The 22594-nt window shown below is 68.3% G+C and carries 25 protein-coding genes; 15 read left to right on the top strand and 10 right to left on the bottom strand.

Annotation, left to right across the window (positions count from 1 at the left end; genetic code table 11):
* Positions 1–41 precede the first annotated feature (41 nt).
* From HQ325_RS02310 to HQ325_RS02320, 3 genes are read left to right on the top strand one after another with little or no spacing between them, the layout of a single operon-like run.
* The gene (locus HQ325_RS02310; RefSeq protein WP_222626536.1) at positions 42–1013 is read left to right on the top strand and encodes a diiron oxygenase; all 972 of its coding nucleotides are present in this window, start codon (positions 42–44) and stop codon (positions 1011–1013) included.
* 4 nt (positions 1014–1017) lie between these two features.
* On the top strand, positions 1018–2670 hold the full coding sequence (locus HQ325_RS02315; RefSeq protein ID WP_222626537.1) for an FAD-dependent oxidoreductase: 1653 nt from the start codon (positions 1018–1020) through the stop codon (positions 2668–2670).
* Between the two features lie 14 nt (positions 2671–2684).
* Positions 2685–3386, top strand: coding sequence for a TetR/AcrR family transcriptional regulator (locus HQ325_RS02320; RefSeq protein WP_222626538.1), 702 nt, complete (start codon positions 2685–2687; stop codon positions 3384–3386).
* A gap of 49 nt (positions 3387–3435) precedes the next feature.
* Here the strand turns inward: HQ325_RS02320 and HQ325_RS02325 are convergent, their stop codons facing one another.
* Positions 3436–3792: an SRPBCC domain-containing protein gene (locus HQ325_RS02325; protein WP_222626539.1), complete on the bottom strand. Its 357-nt coding sequence runs from the start codon at positions 3790–3792 to the stop codon at positions 3436–3438.
* 76 nt (positions 3793–3868) lie between these two features.
* Between HQ325_RS02325 and HQ325_RS02330 the strand changes: the two genes are divergently transcribed.
* The 3 genes from HQ325_RS02330 (at position 3869) to HQ325_RS02340 (ending at position 5945) form a co-directional block, all read left to right on the top strand.
* A complete protein-coding gene (locus HQ325_RS02330) occupies positions 3869–4372 on the top strand; it encodes a hypothetical protein (protein ID WP_222626540.1) in 504 nt (167 codons plus the stop codon).
* Position 4373: 1 nt separating this feature from the next.
* Positions 4374–5012 carry a DUF6226 family protein gene (locus tag HQ325_RS02335; RefSeq protein ID WP_222626541.1) on the top strand — a complete coding sequence of 213 codons (639 nt, stop codon included), beginning with the start codon at positions 4374–4376 and terminating at the stop codon, positions 5010–5012.
* Positions 5013–5087: 75 nt separating this feature from the next.
* The gene (locus HQ325_RS02340) at positions 5088–5945 is read left to right on the top strand and encodes a DUF72 domain-containing protein (protein WP_222626542.1); all 858 of its coding nucleotides are present in this window, start codon (positions 5088–5090) and stop codon (positions 5943–5945) included.
* Here HQ325_RS02340 and HQ325_RS02345 read toward each other — a convergent pair.
* Positions 5894–7333, bottom strand: coding sequence for an HNH endonuclease signature motif containing protein (locus HQ325_RS02345; protein WP_222626543.1), 1440 nt, complete (start codon positions 7331–7333; stop codon positions 5894–5896). The genes HQ325_RS02340 and HQ325_RS02345 overlap by 52 nt on opposite strands.
* A 337-nt stretch (positions 7334–7670) precedes the next feature.
* Between HQ325_RS02345 and HQ325_RS02350 the strand changes: the two genes are divergently transcribed.
* From HQ325_RS02350 to HQ325_RS02370, 5 genes are all read left to right on the top strand, one after another.
* Positions 7671–8033, top strand: a complete 363-nt coding sequence (locus tag HQ325_RS02350; RefSeq protein ID WP_222626544.1) for a hypothetical protein — start codon at positions 7671–7673, stop codon at positions 8031–8033.
* Complete coding sequence (locus HQ325_RS02355; RefSeq protein WP_222626545.1) at positions 8030–8191, top strand: hypothetical protein; 162 nt, start codon at positions 8030–8032, stop codon at positions 8189–8191. Before HQ325_RS02350 ends, HQ325_RS02355 begins: the two co-directional genes overlap by 4 nt.
* 56 nt (positions 8192–8247) lie before the next feature.
* Entirely contained in the window at positions 8248–8991 is a 744-nt protein-coding gene (locus tag HQ325_RS02360; protein ID WP_222626546.1) for a polyprenol monophosphomannose synthase, read from the top strand.
* 107 nt (positions 8992–9098) lie between these two features.
* Positions 9099–9884 (top strand): GAF and ANTAR domain-containing protein, encoded by a 786-nt coding sequence (locus HQ325_RS02365; protein ID WP_222626547.1) that lies wholly within the window; start codon positions 9099–9101, stop codon positions 9882–9884.
* A complete protein-coding gene (locus HQ325_RS02370) occupies positions 9881–10645 on the top strand; it encodes a GAF domain-containing protein (protein WP_222626548.1) in 765 nt (254 codons plus the stop codon). The genes HQ325_RS02365 and HQ325_RS02370 overlap by 4 nt, the downstream gene beginning before the upstream one ends.
* Positions 10646–10711: 66 nt before the next feature.
* On the opposite strand, the gene HQ325_RS02375 is transcribed toward HQ325_RS02370, so the two are convergent.
* Complete coding sequence (locus tag HQ325_RS02375; protein WP_222626549.1) at positions 10712–11749, bottom strand: diguanylate cyclase; 1038 nt, start codon at positions 11747–11749, stop codon at positions 10712–10714.
* A 148-nt stretch (positions 11750–11897) separates the two neighbouring features.
* Positions 11898–12380: an Lrp/AsnC family transcriptional regulator gene (locus HQ325_RS02380; protein ID WP_222626550.1), complete on the bottom strand. Its 483-nt coding sequence runs from the start codon at positions 12378–12380 to the stop codon at positions 11898–11900.
* A gap of 82 nt (positions 12381–12462) precedes the next feature.
* On the opposite strand from HQ325_RS02380, the gene HQ325_RS02385 reads away from it, so the two are divergent.
* Both HQ325_RS02385 and HQ325_RS02390 read left to right on the top strand, forming a co-directional pair.
* The gene (locus HQ325_RS02385) at positions 12463–14112 is read left to right on the top strand and encodes a polysaccharide biosynthesis tyrosine autokinase (RefSeq protein WP_222626551.1); all 1650 of its coding nucleotides are present in this window, start codon (positions 12463–12465) and stop codon (positions 14110–14112) included.
* The gene (locus HQ325_RS02390; RefSeq protein ID WP_308014223.1) at positions 14109–14696 is read left to right on the top strand and encodes a YdcF family protein; all 588 of its coding nucleotides are present in this window, start codon (positions 14109–14111) and stop codon (positions 14694–14696) included. The genes HQ325_RS02385 and HQ325_RS02390 overlap by 4 nt, the downstream gene beginning before the upstream one ends.
* Before the next feature lie 18 nt (positions 14697–14714).
* On the opposite strand, the gene HQ325_RS02395 is transcribed toward HQ325_RS02390, so the two are convergent.
* The 3 genes from HQ325_RS02395 to HQ325_RS02405 all read right to left on the bottom strand — a co-directional run bounded on the left by HQ325_RS02395 (position 14715) and on the right by HQ325_RS02405 (position 16816).
* Entirely contained in the window at positions 14715–15080 is a 366-nt protein-coding gene (locus tag HQ325_RS02395; protein ID WP_222626552.1) for a hypothetical protein, read from the bottom strand.
* 84 nt (positions 15081–15164) lie between these two features.
* Entirely contained in the window at positions 15165–15677 is a 513-nt protein-coding gene (locus HQ325_RS02400; RefSeq protein WP_222626553.1) for a low molecular weight phosphatase family protein, read from the bottom strand.
* Positions 15678–15703: 26 nt separating this feature from the next.
* Positions 15704–16816 carry a GGDEF domain-containing protein gene (locus tag HQ325_RS02405; RefSeq protein WP_222626554.1) on the bottom strand — a complete coding sequence of 371 codons (1113 nt, stop codon included), beginning with the start codon at positions 16814–16816 and terminating at the stop codon, positions 15704–15706.
* Between the two features lie 113 nt (positions 16817–16929).
* Between HQ325_RS02405 and HQ325_RS02410 the strand changes: the two genes are divergently transcribed.
* Entirely contained in the window at positions 16930–18252 is a 1323-nt protein-coding gene (locus HQ325_RS02410; protein WP_222626555.1) for an NAD(P)/FAD-dependent oxidoreductase, read from the top strand.
* Between the two features lie 145 nt (positions 18253–18397).
* Positions 18398–19963 carry an Hsp70 family protein gene (locus HQ325_RS02415; RefSeq protein WP_222626556.1) on the top strand — a complete coding sequence of 522 codons (1566 nt, stop codon included), beginning with the start codon at positions 18398–18400 and terminating at the stop codon, positions 19961–19963.
* A 202-nt stretch (positions 19964–20165) separates the two neighbouring features.
* On the opposite strand, the gene HQ325_RS02420 is transcribed toward HQ325_RS02415, so the two are convergent.
* From HQ325_RS02420 to HQ325_RS02430, 3 genes are read right to left on the bottom strand one after another with little or no spacing between them, the layout of a single operon-like run.
* Positions 20166–20702: a YdcF family protein gene (locus HQ325_RS02420; RefSeq protein WP_308014224.1), complete on the bottom strand. Its 537-nt coding sequence runs from the start codon at positions 20700–20702 to the stop codon at positions 20166–20168.
* A 5-nt stretch (positions 20703–20707) separates the two neighbouring features.
* Entirely contained in the window at positions 20708–22270 is a 1563-nt protein-coding gene (locus HQ325_RS02425; RefSeq protein ID WP_222626557.1) for a sugar transferase, read from the bottom strand.
* Positions 22267–22557: a phosphopantetheine-binding protein gene (locus tag HQ325_RS02430; protein ID WP_308014225.1), complete on the bottom strand. Its 291-nt coding sequence runs from the start codon at positions 22555–22557 to the stop codon at positions 22267–22269. The genes HQ325_RS02425 and HQ325_RS02430 overlap by 4 nt, the downstream gene beginning before the upstream one ends.
* Positions 22558–22594 lie beyond the last annotated feature (37 nt).

A 22594-nucleotide genomic window follows, 5' to 3' on the forward strand; every position in this document is an offset into this window, starting at 1 on the left:
TGTCGCACCAAGTCGGCCCGGCACTCACGGAGGTTCACGCCATGACGATCACATCCGACACGCGCTCCGAGTACGAGCAGACGCTGCGAACCTTGTCCGAAGCATCCGTTCACCAGCACTTCGATGCCTTCCTCGACATCCCCTGGGACGATCCGCATTACGCGATCGTGGCCGACGATCCCCGCTGGGTGCTCCCGGCTGCAGATCCGTTGGGCAACACCGAGTGGTACCGGTCGCTCCCTCTCGATCGCCAGATTGCGGTCGGTATGTACCGCCAGGCCAACATTTTGAAGGTGGGCCTGCAGTTCGAGCAGGTGCTCATCGCCGGCATCATGAACTACGCGCTGCGGCTCCCCAACGGCTCGCCGGAGTTCCGCTACTCCACGCACGAGGCGACGGAGGAGTGCCACCACACCCAGATGTTCCAGGAGCTGGTGAACCGTATCGGGGTCGCCGTGCCCGGTGGCCCGAGGTGGTTCCGCAAGGCCGGCCCTCTCCTTCCTCTCTTCGCGGGCCCGCTGCCGTTCGGCTTCTTCGTCGGTGTGCTGGCCGGTGAGGAGCCCATCGACCACGCCCAGAAGTCGATCCTGCGCGCCGGTGCATCGCAGCACCCGTTGATGACGCGCATCATGCAGATCCACGTCGCCGAGGAGGCGCGGCACATCGGCTTCGCGCACCAGTACCTGGAGCACCGCGCGCCCAAGCTGTCCCGACGTCAGCGGTTCGCCATGTCCATCGCGACGCCGATCATCATGCGCGTGCTGTGCGACGTCATCATGAAGCCCAGCAAGCAGGTGCAGCGCGAGCTCGGAATCCCGCCCGAGGTGGTGCGTGAGGTGTGGTGGGACAACGAGGCTTCCGCGAAGACGTTGCGCGACATGTTCGGTGACGTCCGCACGCTGTCGGAGGACATGGGGTTGATGAACCGCGTCTCGAAGCGTCTGTGGACGAGTCTGCGGATCGACGGGCGCCCGTCGCGGTTCCGCAGCGAACCCGCCTCCGCCGCGGCCTGAGTCGATGCCCCACGTCGTCACCGGGACGTGCTGCGCCGACGCGTCCTGCGTCCTCGCGTGCCCGGTCAACTGCATCCACCCCGCGCCGGGCGAGCCCGGATTCGGCACCACCGACATGCTGTTCATCGACCCGGCCACGTGTGTGGGATGCAGTGCCTGTGTGACGGCGTGCCCGGTGGGCGCAATCGTTCCCGACACGAAGCTGACCATCGCCACGGCTCCCTACGCGGCCCTGAACGCCGAGTACTTCGAGAGGATGCCGCACGCCGATCGCACGCCGCTGGCTCTCGTTGCGCCCCAACGACGTCTGCGCCGCGGCGGCCCGTTCCGCGTCGCGGTGATCGGTGCCGGTCCGGCCGGGCTGTACACCGCGGACGAGCTGCTCAAGCATCCCGAGGTGGCGTCGGTCGACGTCTACGACAAGCTGCAGACTCCGCACGGCCTGGTGCGGCACGGCGTGGCGCCCGACCACGCGACCACAAAGAAAGTCACCGACCTCTTCGAGGCGATCGAGAACGAGCGCGGCTTTCGTTACGTGCTGGGCGCCGAGGTGGGCACCACTGTCACTGTGGCGCAACTGCAATCGGTATACCACGCGGTGGTGTTCGCCGTCGGCGCTTCGTCCGATCGCGCGCTCGGCATCCCGGGGGAAAGCCTGACGAGTTCGGTCGCCGCGACCGACGTCGTCGGGTGGTACAACGGCCATCCCGACCATCGGGACGCCGCCGTCACGCTCGATCACGACCGCGCCGTGGTGGTCGGCAACGGGAACGTGGCCCTCGACGTCGCGCGCATGCTCACCCGCGACACCGATTGGCTTTCGGAGAGAACGGATATCGCGCCGCACGCTCTCGACCAGCTCAGGAATTCGCGGATCCGCGAGGTGCAGATCCTCGGCCGACGCGGACCGGCCGACGCGGCCTTCACCGTGCCCGAACTGATCGGTCTCGCAGCACTCACCGATGTCGACGTCGTCGTCGAGGCCGATCCGGCGCAGCTGCAGGGTGACGACCAGCGCAGTCGCCTGCTCGCGGAGCTGGCTGCTCGACCGCACTCGACGGATCCCACGCGTCGCCGCATCGTGCTCACGTTCGCGGTGTCGCCGGTGGAGATTATGGGCAAGGACGGCCGGGTGACCGGCGTTCGAGTCGCTCGAAACGATCTCGTGGAGGGTGCTGACGGTGCCGTCGTCGCCGTTCCGACGTCCGACGAGTACGTCCTGGACGCCGGCCTGGTGGTGCGGTCGGTCGGCTTCCGCGGCGTCGGTCTGCCCGGGCTCCCGTTCGACGAGCGCACGGGCACCGTGCCCAATGATCGTGGGCGGGTGGCGCCGGGTGTGTTCGTCGTCGGGTGGATCAAGCGCGGACCGCGCGGCTTCATCGGCACCAACAAGACCTGCGCGCAGGAGACGGTGGAGGCAGTGCTCGACCACCTGGACTCAGACATCACCGAGCCGCACCACACGCCCGACGAGTTGATCGCAGCGGCGATCCCGCGGGCGGGTGACCTGGCGGCATGGCGTCGCCTGGATGCGGAGGAGCTCGCCCTCGGTCGACGGAACGGTCGGCCGCGCGTGAAGATCGTCGATCGGCTCGACCAGGAGGCCGTCGCGGCACGTGTGACGGTCAGGGCGCCGCGGAGACTACTGCGTACGTGAGATGCTTCGGTGCGATGAGCACCGAGCGCACCACCTCCGGTGACGGCCGGAGGCGACGGTGGGATCAGCACAACGCCGACCGCCGCCGTCAGGTGATCGCCGCTGCCCTCGACGTGCTCGAGCGGGGCGTGCAGGCAGGTGAGTGGGTCACGGCGCAGCAGATCGCCGACGAGGCGCGCATTCATCGCACCGGCATCTACCGCTACTTCGCCGACCGAGCCGACCTCGACGTCGCCATTCAGCGCACGATCTGCGAGCACCTGGAACACACCCTGACGGCGTCGGTGACACTCGAGGGTCTGCCGCGCTCGGTCGTGCAACGGGTGGTCGACTCGTACGTGCGCTGGGTCGTGGCCCACCCGACCTGGACGTACGTCATCGAGCAGAACGTCACCGGCTCGTCGGAGTCGCCGCTGCAGAGCACCATCGCCCGCGTGGCCGAGAAGATCGAGGTGGCCGTCGGCGGTTTCCTCGCCCTCGTCGACGCCCATCTGGGCGACGACGACCTGCGCCTGGTCGGACCGTGGGTGTCGAGCCTCATCTCCGGCTGCGTCGGCGCCGTGAGAACGTGGCGCGCACAGGAAGATTCGGTCGATCTGGACACGTTCGCCGCCTTCCTCGCCGACACCATCTGGCTGCAGATCACGGGCCTGGGCGCGTCGCGGGGGATCACGATCCCGAACGTGCCACTCGAGCGGGTGCTGGACGGCCCCTGATTCCTGGCGTCATGGTGGCTCGCACGCTCCCGTCCACTGCTTGGGTCGGTCACTGCCCGTAGGTAAATCGGAGGTTGCCATTGATCAGCCTGTCGATGCGCTTGCGCAAGCCACGAACGGCGTCGTCGTCCGGGCGCGGTGGGTCGAGAAGCAAGGTCCACCGGAGGTTCGTCCCAGCGCCATCGTCGGCCAGGTCGAATCGAATGAGAGCATCGGGTCTCGCCGGCCAGAGCGACGACCACACGACCAATGACGGCGGCTCGGACTCGATGACGCGCGGAAGTGACTCGTCGTCGAGCAGGTGCAACCACGGTCGTATGGTGTCGCGACCCGGGTGCACGAGATCGTCGAAGACCACATGACGGGGCGGTGGCTGGTTCTTCCGTCGGGTCACGACCTCGTCCATGCACCGAAACGTACGGTGTCGACGGCACCATGAAAAACAGTTTCTCGAGCACCGGAATGCTTGCCACACTGGACCGATGTGGGGCCCCGATCTCGGATACGTCGACGAATGGACGTTTCCGCTGCTCCCCGACTCCGGAATGGGTGCGCCCACCCAGATGGTCGACGCGTGTGTCGCGGTGGGGTCGGACCTGCACTGGCGCCGGTCGGGTGCGCACCTGGACCTCGACCGACTTCGGTGGACCCTCTCGCTCCACGAGACGGGTGTCGTCGGACTCGGCGTGAACTCAAGCGGCCCTCTCCCACGAATGAAGGCGAGCAACGTCGACGAGAGGACGCTCGGTATCGCGCGGTACACAGTTGACCTGCACATGGATCTGTCCCTCGCGGAGGCGACCGTGGTCATCGCTGACATCGTGCAGACCGAACTCGCGGGGTACCCGCCGTGGGTCGAGTGGCCCGTCGAGGAGAAGCGTCTGCTGTGGCCGACGGTCGTCGACGGGGAAGCAGTATGGCGCGATCCCCGCACCGACCGGGCGGTAGCACCGATAGGACTGCTCGCAGCGAGAGAGGATGACTGACGTGAGTTCGTACGTACGCCCCACGATCGAGGAACCGGTGTTCCGCGACTCCGACGGTCGGGTCATCGAGTACGGGAATCTGTGGGCCGACTCTCCGCCGGAGAGTGCCTATTCCGTGACCGAACACCCCGAACGCTATGCACCCCTTCATGCCGTTGCCGATGCCCTCATCGAGCACATACGCGAAACCTACGACGTCGAGATCGACGAGGGTCCTGAGGCCATTGCGGAGTTGGTTCGCCCGCATCGCGACACGACTCGTGCTGTTCGAATCCGACCGAGCGATTCCGACTGCGCGACACTGACACTGATCTTCACGTCCTACCCCGGCATCGGCATGCATGCAGGTCTGCTGCACGACTTCTCCTTCCCGAGCTGCGGGTGCGACGCGTGCGACTCGACGTGGCAGACAGAAGCAGACAGATTCGAGCGGCAGGTCTTCGCAGTGGTCACCGGCAACTACCGAGAACGTGTCGGACACGGGCAGCAGCCGTCGAGCGAGTACGCATTCACCTATCCCAACGGCCGAAACTCGGGCGGATCCCCCTCCGCGGGTGTGCCCGCAGCGCGTCTCGACGCTGCGGATCCCATTCTCCGTGCACTGCCTGACGGCTGGGCCGCCTGGCCACCGCGACCGTGATCGCACCAGGCCCCATGTGTCACAGCCCGGCGTGCGGGTATCTGCTGACAAAGGCCGAGAGGACGGAGGTAGTCGATGGAACTGCGCATCGGCATCTCCGGCTGGCGGTATGCGGGTTGGCGGGGCGACTTCTATCCCGCGGGGCTGGCGCAGCGGCGCGAGCTGGAGTACGCCTCGCGGGCCTTGACCTCCATCGAGATCAACGGCTCGTTCTACTCCCTGCAGCGGCCGTCGAGTTACCAGCGTTGGCGCGCAGAGACACCCGAGGGCTTCGTGTTCGCGGTGAAGGGGCCGCGCTTCGTCACGCACATGAAGAAGCTGGCCGGGGTGGACGCCGCGCTGGGCAACTTCTTCGCGTCGGGTGTTCTGGCGTTGGGCCCGCGGCTCGGCCCGATCCTGTGGCAGCTGCCGGCCACGTTCCGTTTCGACGCCACGAGGATGGCGGACTTCTTCGCGCTGCTGCCGCGGTCGACAACGGAGGCCGCTCGGCTGGGGGAGAAGCACGACGACAAGCTCGCCGACGACCGCGTGTTCCTGGACGTCGACGAGGACCGGCCGCTGCGACACTGTCTCGAGGTGCGGCATCCGAGCTTCGACTCAGCGGAGGCGTACGAGCTGATGCGGGCACAGGGCATCGGGTGCGTCGTTGCCTACTATGCCGGGAAATTCCCGATGCTCACCGAGGTGACCAGCGACGTGGTCTACGTCCGGTTGCACGGCGACACGGAGCTCTACGCGAGTGGGTACTCCGACGAGGCGCTCGGCCGGTGGGCCGAGCGCATCGGTGAGTGGCGAGCCGCGAAGCGAGACGTGTACGTCTACTTCGACAACGACGCCAAGGGCTACGCGCCGTGGGATGCGTTGCGGCTCATCGAGATGACTCAGGCCGCCGGCTCGTCGTCCTCCCACAGACAGTCCTGTGGGTGGTGGTAGTGGTTCACTCGGCCCGCCCTCGACGGGTCGATGAGGGCAGGCGGGTGCCACAGAGTGCGCCCGGCGTAAGGATGGCCTGGTGGCGCTGTGCTGGTGGACCATCCGAGTGCCCCGTCATGGACCATCGGGTGGTGCATGTCGCACACGAAGGTGAGCGACTCGATGTCTGTGGGCCCGCCGTCCTGCCACTCGTGGATGTGGTGCGCCTGCGTGGCGACGGCGGGGCGATCGCATCCCGGTGCTGTGCATCCGCGGTCTGTGGCCATGAGGACGAGGCGCTGGTCCTCACTGGCGATGCGGCGGGTGCGGCCGAAGTGCAGTGGTCTGCCGTCGTCGTCGCCGAAGACTGCGAGGTAGTGGTCGGCGTGCGATCCCATGCGGATGACGTCGCGGATCGGCATGGTGGAACCTGTTGCGGTGGTGGCCAGCCCGGTGCCCCGGATCAGATCCTCGAGCCGGGCGACGATGATGACCTTGACCGGCACACCACGGTGCTTGCCGAGATCGTCGGAGGACAGTGTGTCGCGCAGCAGTAGCTTCAGGGCATCGTGTCTGCGTTGCGGTGTGGTCCGGGTGTCGCGTCCGCGCGTCTCGTCGTCCGGTTCGACTGCGATGACGGGCGCGCGTGTGTCCTCGGGATTGCCCACTCCGGGCGCCGCGTACGTGCTGTTGTAGGCGTCGACGTACGCCGCGGTCTCGGGATCGAGCACGAACCTGCCGCTGAGCATGCCGTCGCTGTCCTGCTTGCCCATGAAGATGCCGCGCTTGCGGACGCGCTCCGGCGGGAGCTCGAACTCCCCTTCCTCGACGATGTGCGCGGTGATGCGCTCGGCGAGCGCGGTGAGCTCCGCGGGACGCACCTCGCGCGCCGCGTCGGCCAGGTGGCGCTCCGCGTGGGCGCGGGTGTCGGCATCCACGGCGGCGGGGAGGTTCTTGTCGAACGTCCGGATGACCGTCACGTGCGCCGGGTCGATGGCACCCTCGCGCAGCGCCGCGGCGGTGGCGGGCAGCTCGGGTTTCATGACGTCGCCGAGCAGGGTGGTCCTGTTGCCGAGCTGGGCGGCCACGGACAGACGAGCGACGGCGGCTGCGGGGTCGATGGTGAGGAGTTGAGCCAGTGCACCGGCGTTGTGCGCTCCGGTCTCCTCGAAGCCGCGCTGCTGGACGAGCTCGGCCAGCCACACGTGCGCCTGCGCCTGCCGCGACCGCGTCACCTTCTCGTCCCGCACCAGAAGGGCGAGACGGTCCGCGGTCCCGAGGTGCTGAGTGTCGTAGGCCGCGATGCGCCGCGTCAGCTCTTCCTGCGTGGCGACGAGCTGAGCGAGAACGGGGTCGCCGAGGGAGCCGTCGTCACGACGACCATTCCCCGCGTTTCCCCCCGAAAACATGCCTCACGGTACCTCGGCCCACCGACAAGAATCGACCATGTGTTCGAACTGCCTACATGCACGCACGCGGGCCGAACGCTCGTGGAGTGGCGTACCGCGTGGCGAGACGTGTACGGCCACTTCGACAACGACGCGACGGGCTTCGCGCCGTGGGATGCGATGCGACTCATCGACGTCCTTCGCTGGACTGCCCACCTGGCTGCGCTCCCCCGCCGCAGTCGAGCGTGCGGCCATGTAGGGCAACACAAGTGGTGCGTCCACGTCATGGTGTCGCTGCAGTCGGGCTGCTTCTCTGGACCAGGTGAGCGGCACGGGGTCGCCACAGGACGGGGGAGACGTGAGGTTCGGTCAGTGGGTCATGGGAGTGGTCACCGGTGGGGTGCTCGTGGTGGCAGGGGCGGGGACCGCCGAGGCTGCCGAGGTGCCGGACCCGGTGCGCGGTGTCGCCGAGTCGCTGGAGGTCGTCGTGGACGAATGCTCGTCGGGGATGCTGTCCGGTGCGCTGAGCGGCGCGAGTGTGGGCGGCATGCTGGGTGCGGCGGGAGGACCACTCGGTGTCGCGGTCGGTGCAGCGGTCGGGGGCTTCGTCGGTGAGGTCGGTGGGGGAGAGACGTCGTGCGAGGACCGAGTGGTCACGGGTCGTGCGGTGGCCGACCCCGATCAGATCACGCGTGGACATACGGGGGTACGCCGACGATGACCAGGCGACTCGATGCTCGCACCGCAGCCGCCCTCGCCGTTCTTCTCCTGGCGACGACGGTGGGACTGATGCTGGCCGGCGCACCGCCCGTCATGGTGTGGTGCGTCGCCGCGTCGGCGGTCTCGGCGGGGCTGCTGGCCATGGCCCCGCACCGCTGAGCGACGCGGTATGTCCGGTTCTTGCGATCTTCGGGCCGATCCATCACCATTCCACAGTGTCCGAAGCCTCCGCTGAGCCCCGCATCACCGTCGTCGTACCCACGTACAACGAGCGCGAGAATCTTCCCAAGCTGGTCGGAATGCTCACCGACCTGCAGATGAAGAACCTCGGCGTCCTCGTGGTCGACGACGGATCGCCGGACGGGACGGGCGACGTGGCGGACGAGCTCACCACCTCCGCCGCCATCCCGGTGAGTGTTCTGCATCGCACCACCAAGGACGGGCTGGGCCGCGCCTACGTGGCGGGCATCCTGCGCGCGTTGGAGGAGGGGGCCGACATCGTCGTGCAGATGGACGCGGATCTCTCGCACCCGTGCGAGGCCGTCCCGCGCATGGTGCAGCGTCTCCAGGAGTCGGACGCCGCCGTGGTGCTCGGATCACGCTACGTCTCCGGCGGCGCGGTGGCCGAGGACTGGCCGTGGCACCGCAAGGCGCTGTCGAAGTGGGCCAACCTCTACGTCAACGGCATCCTGCGGCTGAAGGTCAAGGACGCGACGGCCGGCTTCAAGGCGTGGCGCGCGTCGACACTCCGCACCATCGACGTCGCGTCCGTCGGCAGCAACGGCTACGCCTTCCAGGTGGAGATGAACTACCGCGTCGTCAAGCACGGTCTCCGCATCGCCGAAGTGCCCATCCGCTTCGAGGAGCGCGTCGACGGCACCTCCAAGATGAGCCTCGCGGTGCAGCTCGAGTCCGCGGCCGTGCCCTGGAAGCTTCTGCGCAGCGGGATAGGCAAGTAGCTGCTGCGCAGCGGGACAGGAAAGTAGGAGGCGCATTCCGCGTCCTGCACACGTCGCGTGGGACACTGGGTGTCGAGGCGCACAGTGCGTCCTGAGGAGGTTCGCTCGTGGATTCCGTGCCCGACGACCCCACCCGCGACGACGAACGTCGTGGTTCCTCTCGTGACAACGACTCGTCGTTCACCGGCATCCGATACGTCACCGAGACGTCGGTCCGGCTGACGGGTGTGGACGGTGCCGCGGTCGCGCTTCTCGGTACCTCGCACGATGTGCGTGAGCTCGTCTTCGCCACCGACTCGCTCTCGCAGCAGCTCGACGAACTGCAGTTCACCGTCGGCGAGGGTCCGTGTCTGGACGCGCACCGCACGGCGGAACCGGTGCGCGTGGGCGACATTCGCTCGCCCGATTCCGCGGCCCGCTGGCCCATCTTCGGGCAGGGCGCGGCCACTCTGGGAGCTCGCGGGATGTATGCCTATCCGCTGCTGGGTGGCGCCTCGTCGTTCGGGGTCCTGGAGCTCTACCGCTCGACGCCCGTGGATCTGACCGACGTCGAGCACGACGCGGCGCGCATGTGCGCCGTGGCCATCGCGCGTACGGTGCTCGGGCACTACGTGAACCCGGACGGCACCGACGACACGGCGGCGACCCCGGAGGATGCGCCGGCATCGGAGGATGTCGCCGCCATCGAGGGCGCCGGACCGTACAGCCGCGCCGACGTCTACGTGGCGGCGGGCATGATCGCGGTGCAACTGGCCGTGACCACCGATGTGGCGATGGATCGTCTGCGCGCGCACGCCTTCGCGCGGGGGCGCAGCGTCACCGAAGTCGCCGCCGACGTCGTGGCCCGTCGTATCAGCATGAGAGACGAACGAGACAACGGAGGTCCCCGGTGAACACGACGCCCACTCGGCTCGCCCTCGCCGACATCACCGCCACGCTGGTCACTCGCTTCGACCTGCCCGCCCTCCTCGAGCGCATCGCGACCACAGCGCGCACCGGCTTCGACGCACACATCGCCGTCATCTCCCTGCTGGACGGCGATGCCCTGCACGCCGTGGCCACCGCCACTGTCGGCAGCGCGGCCGCCGACGAGCGGCTGTTCACGTCCGGCCCCGTCCGCACCAGTGCACAGGAATCGGCCGTGGCCATGATCGGCGACGCCTCGGCGGCGGGAAGCAGCCGCTGGGAGCAGTACCGCGCACTGGCCGAGGAGAGCGGCGTGGGCGCAGTGCGGGCGTATCCGGTCGTCGCGCTGGGCGTCGGACTCGGCGCGCTCGCCGTCTACACCGCCGAGCCGTGGGGAGGGCAGCGTCCTGACGAGGTGGGACAGATGCTCGCCGACCTGACGGCGCTGGCTCTCACCACCGGAGCGTCGGAGATGCGCCGCGTCGACGCGTCGGCTGCCGTGCAGACGGTGCTCAGCGGCGCCGCCACCATCTCGGGGGCGACCGGTGTGCTGGCCGAGTTCTTCGACGACTCCACGGCGGCGGCACGCACTCGGCTGTCCCGCCTGGCGCGGGCGCACGGCACCACGGACAGCGAGCATGCCGCCGCGATCATCGCCGCGCAGAACGTCGCGCCGGCGGACATCGGATCGTCGGAGCTGATCCACCTGCCGACAAGCCCGGTGCCGCCCCGGCGGTTCGACTCCTGAACTACGCCCTGGTGATGGCTCGTGTGCGAGCTACCCGAGGGGGCGGACGGCAAACCGGTGCGGACGTCAGTCCGCGTAGACCACCACGGTGTTGCGGCCCGCGGCCTTCGCTCGGTACATGGCGATGTCCGCGAGATGCATGCCGTGGTTGATCGTCGAGGCGATGGGGGCCGCCGTCATGCGCGTGGTGTCGAGGCAGGAGACCCCGATGCTGACCGTCACCGGAATGAGGTCGGCAGTGTCGGACAGTGCGAGGCGGATCGACTCGGCGAGAGCGTGCAGTCCGCTGGACTGCGCGTCGAGCACCACCAAGAACTCCTCGCCGCCGCGTCGGGCCACCACCGCCCGATCACCCAGGTGATCTCGCAGGCGCTGCGCGGCCAGCGCGAGCACGCCGTCACCGGCGATGTGGCCGTGATGATCGTTGACCCACTTGAAGTGGTCGAGATCGACCAGCAGGAACCCGACCCGTGATGGTTCGCGGAGCTGCCGCTTCGCCTGCACCTCGAGGCCGCGGAGGTTGAGCAGTCCCGTCAGGGGGTCGGTCCGCGCGCTGTCGATCTGTCGCTCGAGGTGCCGGTGCAGCGACATCGAGGTGGTGCTGACGATGGACATGGTCGCATTCACGGCCAGCCAGATGCTGGTGGCCGCCGCGATGGTCGCCATGGCCCCGATGGGTTGCTCGCGCAGTACCAGGGCGGTCATCCAGGCGATCACGACGGTGGTCAGCACCAGGTGCACCACTACCGTCGTCCGCCCGCCGAAGAAGGCGACGTAGGAGCTGACGACCGCGAACAGGGCGCACCCGGCGAGACCCAGAGCGTGACTGCTGCACAGCAGAAGGAAGATCGACGTGCCCACGTCGGCGTAGACGGTGAAGGCCAGAGCGACCGCGCGCTGGGTGCGGGCCCGGCGCCACCACGTGAACGATTTGCGGGCGGTGGCGACCACTGCGGCCACGGGAAGAGTGGACAGCAGGACGGCGATGGCCGCGATACGCGGAGCGCCGGCGGCCGGGCCGGCCTCGCTGAACATCGTGAGGATGCCGGGGATGGCGAACGTCGGAATCAGGACAGCGATACGGCGACGCACGACGTCGGTCAAGGGTGCCCGGGACCGACCACGACTGCGGCCGCCGGAACCTGGGCGTATCACCCGTCGGACGGTATCAGCGTGGAACCTGCGTGGAGGGGCGGTTGCGCGCTTCCGGTGGGCCCGGCCCTTGTTTTGCGCGCACGTCACAGGAGGCGGATCAGGAATTGTCGTTCTCGCGCGCAAGTCTCTCGATCAGGGGCCGGGTGCGATAGGGAATCGCTTCGCGCATCACCACGGAGACCGTCGTGCGTTCGACTCCGGGGACCGCGAGGATGAGCCCGGCCACGCGATACAGATCATCGGCGTCCGCAGCCGAGACACCGATCTGCAGATCCGCTCCGCCCGAGACGCCGACCACCTCGGTCACCTCGGCTATGCCTCGCAGACGGTCGATGACTGCCTCGAGCCGATGCTGATCAGTCACTGCCCCCACGTAGGCGCGGAGGGGATACCCCAGGTCCCGAGGAGAGACGAGGCGGTCCATCGGCGCGAGGGTATGTGATTCGTCCCAACGAGAGAGCCTGGCCTGAACGGTGTTTCGAGCCAGTCCGAGAACCGAGGCGAGATGCACCCCGGTGGCGCGAGGGATGTCGCAGAGCGCGAGCAGCAGGCGAGCGTCGGTGCGGTCGAGCTTGGTCACCGAGAGAAGATTGCCACAGACCGGACCGGCGCCGGGTCGTAACCGACAGGAAGAGAACGCGAGTCGCGGCTAAGGTCGAGCAGTGTCGCTCGTAGCGACCGCTGCCCCACGGCAGCCGTACCTGCTAGGAGTCGACGTGGATATCTCCGAGTACCTGAGGATCATCAGGTCCCGGTGGCTGGTGATCCTGATCGCGCTGGTGTCGGGCACGGTTGCCGCCGTGGTGTACGTGGTGTCGACCGAGCCGACATACGAGGCATGCACGACGCTGTACGTGTCGACGGAATCCTCGGCGTCCTCGGTGGCCGAGGCATACCAAGGCAATCTCGCGTCTCAACAGCGAGTGAGTTCCTACGCCGAACTGCTCCGCGGCGAAGCGGTCGCTCGACGCGCGCTCGAGGCGTCCGGCGACCCGATGGCTCCCCGCGACCTGGCCTCGAACGTGCGGACGTCGTCGTCGCCCGACACCGTTCTCGTGGCGGCGTGCGTGTCGGACACCGATGCCGGGCGTGCTGCACGACACGCGAATGCTCTCGCGCAGGCCTTCGTCGGTTTCGTCGACGAGCTGGAGACACCTCCGGGCGGGGGAACGCCGATCGCGCAGGTCAGGGTGGTGGAGCCCGCGAGTGTGCCGGAGACCCCGGTGTCGCCACGCATCGTCCCGATCATCGGTCTCGGGGTCGGGCTGGGCCTGCTCCTGGGACTGGTGCTCGCTGTCGTCCGTGAGCGCCTGGACAGAACCGTGAAGACGAGGGACCGCCTCGGCGAGGTGACGGGGGTACCGGTCATCGGCGCTGTGCCGTTCGACGCGTCCGTCGGAGAGAACGTGGCGCGTTCCGGTGTGCATCCGTCGGCGGCGTGGACCGAGTCGCTCCGTGAGGTTCGAACCAATCTGCAGTTCCTCGCAGTGGACACCACGCCCCGTGCGCTGGTCATCACGTCGACGGTCCCGTCCGAAGGGAAGACGACGACGGCGGTCAACCTCTCGCTCGCACTCGCGGAGGCGGGTCACCGAGTGGTGCTGGTCGAGGCGGATCTGCGTCGACCTCGGGTCGTCAAGTACCTCGGACTGGTCGAGTCGGTGGGTCTGAGCACGGTCCTGGCCGGTCGAGCAGACATCTCGGAGGTGTTGCAGGCCACCAGCTTCGAGGGAGTGGACGTGATGGCGTCCGGTCCGCTGCCGCCGAACCCGTCCGAGCTGCTGGGGTCCGAGACGTTCCGTGCGACTCTCCGCACGTTGAAGGACATGTACGACTACGTCATCGTGGATGCTCCTCCTCTTCTTCCCGTGACGGATGCGGCCGTCGCTTCGGTACTGGCGGACGGGGCACTGGTCGTCGTTCGTCACGGGAAGACACGGGTCGACGAAGTGCAGCGCGGTCTGGCATCTCTCGCGAGAGTCGGAGCCCCGGCGCTGGGTACCGTCCTCACGATGGTTCCGGTGCGTGGTCGTCAGGACTCCGAGTACCGGCACTACTACGACCCCGAACCTGGAGCGGCACACCAGACGTCGTTCGTCGTGACGCCACATCCCGCGTCGCCGGTCACCGCGAACGACGAGGCCTCGCGAGCGCGCGGGGCGAGCGCGCCCGATCGACCCCGGACGCAGAGACACTCCAGGAGCGTTGCTCCGGAAGAACCGGTTCCCAGCAGGTCGACCATGCGGGCATCGCCTGACACGAGCCGCCGAAGTGCACTGCTGCGTGGGCGTGGTCCGACTCGACCGACGTGAGAGGTTCCGACCGTCGTAAGCGCACCTCGGTACGTGCTGCGGTGTGGGTCGTGGTCGGTGCCGTGATGGTGTCGGCCGCGTCTGCGATCGCCGGGTATCTGGTGTACACCCGGGCGAGCGAGGACCCTCTGGCCCGAGTCGACGCGATCATCGTCCTCGGTGGCGAACACGACGGGCGCGAACAGTACGGGATCGACCTCGCGGAATCCGGTCTCGCCGACGTGGTGGTCCTGTCCGACCCCTATCGCCCGGACGATGTCGTCATGAGGCACATGTGCAACTCGCCGCGAGAATCCTTCGTGGTGATGTGCGCTCGGCCGACGCCCAGCACCACACGGGGCGAGGCACTCTTCACGCAGGAGCTGGCAGCGGAGCACGGCTGGGAGACCGTCATGGTGATCAGCTGGCGCTATCACCTGCCACGAGCGAGGTACATCTTCGGCCAGTGTTTCAGCGGGCGAGTCATCACCCGGGCAGTCCCTCGCGCGTACGACTTCTCGATGGTGGACTGGGCGTTCACGTACGCGTATCAGACAGCGGGTTTCGTGAAAGCGGTGGTGGAAGGTCCCTGCGACACCGCATGACCGACCGTGCCGTGCCCGTCAGTTCTCGGGCTCGTCCGAGTCGGTGGTCGTCGTCGATGTGCGCGTACGCCGCGTCGTGGTCGGCTCGTCGTCGGTGGTGGTGGCTCTGGTGGTGACACGAGCGGTCGTGGTGGTGGGGGGAGCGGTCGTGGTCGGCCGGGGTGTGGTGACGGGCGCGATCTGCCACGTCGGGGACGGCGGCACCTCGATGGTGGGGGCGTAGGTCAGGCTGCCCACGACCGCGACCGTGCCGTCGATGGGTGGGGGAGAGACTCGGCGAACGTCGGCGTCGAACACTCCGCCGGCGGCGGCAACGGTGAGCCCGCCGGCCAGGGCGGCCGCGGCGATGCCCATCACGACGGCGACAGCAGCTCTCTCACGCATGTTCTCCGTGCTCCGTTTCCGCCCGTGGTGGGGGCCGGTTCACACCGTAGCCGGGGAGGGGGTGGGCAGCAGTCCGAACAGCGATCAGCGTGCGCCCCAGATCTCGAACAGCGGACCGAGTGCCTCCGAGATCGCCTCGCCCACCCACTCGTACACGTCCGTCGACCGGCCGATCGGATCCATGATGTCGAGGTGCGTCACCGGGTTCGCTGCGCGCTCGGCGATCCAGGCGGCAGCGTCGACGACGCCGGTGCGACGCGCGAACTCCGCGGCCTCGGTCAGCGTGAAGGTGCGTCGGAGGTTGCGGGGAGCCACCGTCAGCACCTCGTCCCGGTGCCGCGCGGTCATCGTCAGCACCAGATCCGCGCCGGACGCGATGGTCGGGGTGAGCCGTCGCGCGACGAACCCGGTCGGATCACCGCCCAGGGACTCGAGTAGGCGAGCGGCGTCTGCCTGCATCGGATGTCCGACCACTGCGCGCGTGCCGGCGCTGTCCGTCGTCACGTCCAGGCTCAGATCGCGGGCGAACGCCGCGGTCAATCGTTCTGCGGTGGGCGACCGGCAGATGTTGCCAGTACAGACGTAGAGGACATGCATGAGCGGAGTGTAGGTGCGCCCCGGTGTCAGGTGCGCGCGTTGTCCGTCGTGGTGTACGCCTGGTCGTCGAACCGCAGGCGGTCCCCTCCCGCGCGCTTCGCCTCGTACATCAGACGGTCGGCGCGGCGGATCAGGAGCTGCACCTCGTCCGCGTCGCGGGTCCACCGGCCACCCGGGATCCACGCCACGCCGGCGCTCGCCGTGACCGGCACCGGGTCGGCGTCGCAGCGCACGGAGGCGTGCACGTGATCGAGGCGGTCCCGCAGCTCGGACCGGGGCACGATCCCGACGACGCAGAACTCCTCACCGCCGAGTCGGGCGACGTAGGCCCAGGCCGACGAGCGATTCTGCAGCCGTTCGGAGACCCGCCGCAACACCTCGTCGCCGCCGTCGTGGCCCACGCGATCGTTGACGGATTTGAACCTGTCGAGGTCGATGACCATCACCGCCACCACCTCGTGGTCGCCCACGGTCGCCAGGAGCGGCGCGTGTACCACCCCGCCGAGTCCACGGCGGTTCAGTGCGCCTGTCAGCGGATCGGTGCCCGATCGGTACGCGTCGTCACGCAGGTAGGAGAGCGGGATCTGCGAGAGCAGCGGCGCGAGAAGGAAGAGGGCCAGTTGCACGACGAGCAGAACGGACAGGTACGCCACGTCGCTGTCACCATCGGTCGCGGCCGAGACGAAGAAGTACAGGGACACGGCCACCGTCAGCGCGATGTGTGCGATCAACGTGCGGATCGAGTGGAAGTAGCCGCAGTAGATGCCGAGCAGAGCGAACACCACGGACACGGTGAACGAGGCCTGCACGTCGGCCAGCATGGCCAGCCCCACCACGAGCGCCACGTCGTCGCCGAACAGGAAGAGAAGCGATCCCCGACGTGACGGCCACGTCCCGCGGATCCACGGCAACGCCGACACGGCGCCCGCGGCCAGACAGGTGCCGAACACGGCGCGCGCCAGAGGTGAGGTGGGTGCCCCGCTGGTGAACAGCAGCAGGGAGCCGGCGAGCACCACCATGAGCACGACGGCGGCCATCATGCGGCGGTACGGCCGTTGCAGTCCGCGCTGCGCCATGTAGCCGGGCATGGCGGAGTAGTCGAACGGCCGACTCCACCACTCACCCACAACATGGAACATCGACTGGCAACTCTCGGCTGGGAAGAATGGCGAAAAGGTAAACCTACCCACAGGTTCGTGACGACGCCCCGCTTCGTTACAGCGTCGCCGCCTCGCGTGGCAGGATTTCCGACATGGCTGATGAACTCTCACGACAGCGCCCGAGCGTCGTCGTCGTCGGCGGTGGATTCGGTGGGCTGTACGCCGCCCGGCGACTACGCCACATCGACGGCGACGTGACCGTGATCGACCGCGGCACCTCGCACGTCTTCCAACCACTGCTGTACCAGTGCGCGACCGGGCTGCTCTCCGAGGGATCCATCACCTCGCCGCTGCGGCACCTCCTGCGTCGGCAGAAGAACACGCACGTCGCGCTCGGGGAGGCGTCGGGCATCGATCTCGAGAAGCGCCGGCTCACCGCGTCGCGTATCGACGGGTCGACGTTCGAGCTGCCTTTCGACTACCTCGTCGTCGCCGCCGGGATGCGGCAGAGCTATCACGGCAACGAGGAGTTCGCGAAGTACGCGCCCGGTATGAAGACCGTGGACGACGCGCTCGCGATCCGCCGCAAGCTCATCAGCGCGTTCGAGATGGCTGAATCTCTGCCCACCCCCGAGGAGCGTCGGCCCTGGCTCACGTTCGCCGTGTCCGGCGGTGGGCCGACCGGCGTGGAGATCGCCGGACAGATCCGCGAACTCGCCGTCGGGGCGCTCGAGCACGAGTTCCGCTCGATCGACCCGAGCGAGGCGCGCGTGCTCTTGTTCCACGGCGGTGACCGCGTCCTCGAGTCGTTCGACGCGAAGCTGTCGGCGAAGGCCCAGAAGACTCTCGATCACATCGGGGTGGAGACCCACCTCGGGGTCCACGTGACCGACGTGACAGCCGACCGCATCGAGGTCACCCGCAAGTCGGACGAGCGGAAGACGATGTACGACACCCACACCGTGCTGTGGACAGCGGGCGTCGAGGCGGTGCCGTTCGCCGGCACCCTGGCGTCGGCTCTCGGAGTCACACAGGCACGCGGCGGACGCATCCCCGTGGAGAACGATCTCTCCGTCGCCGGGCACCCCGGCGTCTACGTCGTCGGCGACGTGGCCGCTCTGAACAATCTGCCCGGAGTCGCGGAGGTGGCCATGCAGGGTGGCCGCCACGCGGGCGCGATGATCGCGAAGACCATCGAGAACGGGACGCGTGCGTCGTCGCCGTTCAAGTACCACGATCTCGGCAGCGCGGCCTACATCGCTCGTCGGCACGCGCTGCTGCAGGCCGGCCCGATCCAGCTCTCGGGCTTCGCCGGGTGGGCGGCGTGGGGCGCGATCCACATCGCGTTCCTCTCGGGTCGACGCAACCGCGCCGGCACCTTGATCAACTGGGCCGCGACCCTCGCGTCGGGCACTCGGCGGGAACGGGCGGTCACGTTCGGTGATCCGGAGACGGCCCGGATGCCCTACGCCTGACGCTTCCGGGCGGAAGCGGACGCGTGCCCCGTTTGGGTACCGATAACGGCCGATGTGACGGCGATGGGGCCGCCTGGTTACACTCTGTGATTGCACGCGCGCGTCGAATTCGTCGCGCCGCACATCGGTCCGGACAAGGCGGCTCATGACAGTACTGGGAGTGTCGGTGGGCACCAGTGCTGTGCGCCTGGCCAGGCCCGTTCAGGGTCTGCGCGCCGGCGTCGAAGCAGCGTTCCGGCACCGAGCCATCGACACGACGTTCGACCAGGCCGAGCAGCTCGCGGCCGAGTCCATCGGAGTCATCCTGGCCGACCCTGCCGATCCCGAGTCGATCTCCGCGACCGGCGTCGCCTACCGGGACGACGCGCAGGCCGGCGCCGTCGCGCGGGCCATGGCGCGCCAGCACATCGTCAACTACCGCCTCGTTCCCGAGGTGCATGCAGCCGTGCGGTTCCTGCGGTCCACCGGCGACCTCGACGGGCTCCACGTCGTCGGGTTGTACGACCTGGGCAGCTCCGGCCTCAGCATCACCGTCGTCGACCTCGACAACGGTGAGGTGCTCGCCTCCGAACGCAGCTTCGCGGTCAGCGGCAACATGTTCGACGCCACCATCCGCGACAACCAGATCGGCCGCCAGCAGAGCGGTCTGGACGACGTGGACGGGCGCGAGTTCGAGCTCCGGTGCCGGGTGGCCAAGGAGCAGCTCTCCTCGAGCGGTGCCGTGTGCCTGCCGGGGATCGGTGGCCTCATCCTCCTGTCCCGCGAGGCGTTCGAGTCGATGGTCGCCGTTCCCATCGAACAGTCGGCGCGGCTCACCCGCGACGTCATCGCACGCGCGGGCCGACCCGTCGAGGCTCTCGTCATGATCGGCGGCGGATCTCGCATCCCCCTGGTCCGTGCGACGCTCGCCGGCTGGGTCGGGTTGCCCACGATCACGCCCGCCGAGCCGGAGCTGGTCGCCGCGAAGGGTGCAGCACTCTCCGCGACCCCCGTGGACGGGCAGTCGCACTCCGGTCCCGTCCCGATGGCGGCTCCGCGTGCGGCCGCTCCCGTCGTCTCCGCTCCGACCGTCGCGGCACCGTCGGTGTCCGCTCCCGTGGTCGCCGGGCCCGTCGAGCCGCGCACGCAGGACGCGCCGGCACCGGAGAAGGCGCTCAGCGCACCCTCGGCAGAGACCATGGCATACAGCGACGTCGAGAGCCGCGAGCACTCCGCCCGCGACATCGACCACTCGGTCCGCGACTCGGACCTTCGCCCGGAAGTGGCGGACCCCCGCGCGGCGGAGACCCCGTCGTGGCTGTCCGGATCCGGTTCCGCAGCGCCGGAACAGCGTTCGTCGCGCCCGCGGCTACCGCTCATCGCGGCCGTCGGTCTCGCGGTGATGGCTGCCGTCGGACTGGCGCTCGGATACGGCGCCACACCGTCGCAGTCCACCGCGGACGTCCCGCCGGCGGACCAGGCCGGTACGTCGAGCTCGGACACACCGTCCACGACGACGTCGACCACTACCCGGACGACCACCACCACCACGCCGCCGCCGACGACCACGACGGTGCCGTCGGTGGCTCCCGCTCCGGTGGAGGCGCCCGCCCCGGCGGCCGAGGATCCCTACGTGGCTCCCGCGCCCGCCCCGCCGACCATCCCGGGTCTTCCCGGTGTACAGCTGCCGCCCGGAATTCAGATTCCGCCGGGTCTGATCCCCGGGTTCTGATTCCGCCGGTCACGCCGAGAGTCGTGGTCCCGCTTCACAGATCATCGATGTCCCAGATGATCGTCGTCGTCTGATCATGGTCGTGTGATCATCGTCGTGTGATCATCGAACACGAGCGCCGTAGCCCCCGACGGCATCGCATCGCAGCGATGCCGCACTACGGCGTTCGTGTTCGTCGCGTGTCCGGGCCGTCAGGCCACGGTCACGAGCACTCGCTGTCGAGTGCAGCTTTGATGTAGCCGGCAGTCTGATAGATGTAGCTGCCGATCCACTCTCCGATCCCCTCCTGAGTGGGGTTGGGAGACATGGTGACCTCGCCGTCGAAGCACTGCTGGACGATGTAGCGCGACCGAGACAGGTGCGGCGTGTAGGTCACCACGATGATGTGTTTCCAGTTCTCCGCGGCGGCGCGACGCTCGATCTCCTCCGCCTCGCCCTTCGTGGAGTACGGATCCGGGAGGAAGCAGGACACCTTCACGGTGTAGGTGCCGTTGCAGATCTGCTGCATACGCACGTCGTCCGGGCCCACCGAGTTGGAGAGCACCACTTCGGGTGCGTACCCCTGCTCGGCGATGTCGATGCCGTAGTGGAAGCGCCCGTAAGGCTTTCCTCCGAGCACCACGACGGCGTCGGCTGGTCGGAGTGGGTCTGTCTGAGGGTGTACGTACACGGGCCATCCCGCGGCCACGACGGCCACGAGCAGAACCGAGCACGCCACCAGAAGGCGGCGGAAGGTCACGGGTCTCAGCCACCGGTCCGCCGCAGTACGGACAGGACCGTGCGGAGCAGGATCTTGACATCGAGCCAGAGGCTCCAGTTCTCGATGTAGAAGTTGTCGTAGAGGGCGCGGTCCTGGAGGGAGGTGTCGCCTCGGAGTCCGTGCACGGCAGCCCATCCCGTGAGTCCGCCGGGAACGCGGTGACGCGCGGAGTAGCCGGGGATCTCGGTGGTGAACTTGTCGACGAAGTGCGGTCGCTCGGGGCGCGGGCCCACCAGGTCCATGTCACCCACCATGATGTTCCACAGTTGCGGCAACTCGTCCAGGGACGTCTTGCGCAGGAAGCGCCCCAGCCGCCCGACACGGTCGTCCTGGGAGATGCTCCACGTCGTGTCCGACTCGCTGCGCGATGCGGGCTTCATCGACCGGAACTTGAGGCAGTTGAACAGTTGACCGTTGCCGGTGACGCGCAGCTGCTTGAACAGTACGGGCGCGCTCCGATCGGACAACCGCACGGCCGCCGCGATGGCGAGCAGGAGCGGGGACAACACGAACAGGGCCATACCCGCGAGGATGCTGCTCAGGATGCGCTTGATGCGCCACGCGAGCGACCGGTGCGCGTCGCGCCGGATACGCACCAGTGGAATGGCGTGCAGTCGGTCCATCTCACCGGTGACACTGACGAACTCGAACAGACGCGGCACCACGAAGATCTCGCAGTCCATCCGGTCGCATTCCCGCAGCAGCGTCAGCAGAGCCGATTCCCGCATCGCCGAGAACGCGATGACGATGGTGTCGATCTGGTGCAGGTCGATGTAGGTGCGCAGCTGGTTCGCCAGCGGCTCGACGGGGATGTGGCTGGCCACGCTCCGCGGCATCGGTGAATCGTCCAGCAACGCGTGCGGCTCGAGACCGTGCTCCGGGTAGGACTGCATGCTCTCGACCAGCTGTGTGGCCACCAGCCCGCTGCCGATCACCACTGTGCGGCGCTGGAAACGGGCCCGGCGACGCAATCGGCGGGCGACGAAGTACGACGCCTCTCGGCCGATCATGGTGGCTGCCAGGACGGACAGGGAGACGAGCGCTGCGGTGAGCAGGGTGGTGGACGGTGCCACGATGACGATGGCACTCGTGGAGACCAGCAGCACGATGGCGGCCATCAGCGGCAGATCGTCCAGCATCGACAGAGTCAGGCGCTGGCGACGACGTTGCGGCACCACCGCGAACGTGATGATCAGCAGGGCCACCACGACGGGATGGCCGTCGAGCGGGGCGAGGAGCACCGCGATCGAGACGAACATCGACTCCAGGACGATGCCGAGGACCGCACTGAGGTGCAGAGCCGGCCAGCGCGACAGGCGACTGCGCGGATCCGGGATGTTGGGACGAAGCGGGATGGGCGGGGCGACCTCGGTGGCCGTTGCCTCCTGCGCGGCCTGTGCGTACTGCACGGCCTCGGCGTGCCGGGCGAAGCGGGGGAGCAGGTTCTCCGGCTCCAGGTCGGGCGAATCCGCCCCGCGCAGCTTCTCGCCACGGTGCTTTCCGCCGCGAAGATCGAGCGGCGAGGTGTCGGGGTGCGAGGTGGTCATCGGCTCGCCTCCGGCTGTGCGGCGGCAGAGGTGTCGGTCACATGGTCCAGCGCGTCACGAAGGGTGGCGATCGTCGAGAACGTGGAACGACGCAGAAGATGATCGGGGAACTCGACCTGGGCCGATTCCTCCAGATCCACCAGCACGGCCACACTGGCGTGCGAACTCAGGCCGGCATCGAACAGGTTCTCGTCGTCGCCCAGCGTCCACGGATCGACGGGTAGCCGACCGGCTCGGTGCAGTGAGCTACGGACGATGGTGTCCCGGGTTGGTGACGGGTGCGTCACGAGGGTTTACTCCTTGCCTACGGTTCAGACAGACAGT

This window comes from Rhodococcus sp. BP-349 (assembly GCF_019835845.1).
In the GTDB taxonomy this organism is placed as follows: Bacteria; Actinomycetota; Actinomycetes; order Mycobacteriales; family Mycobacteriaceae; genus Rhodococcoides.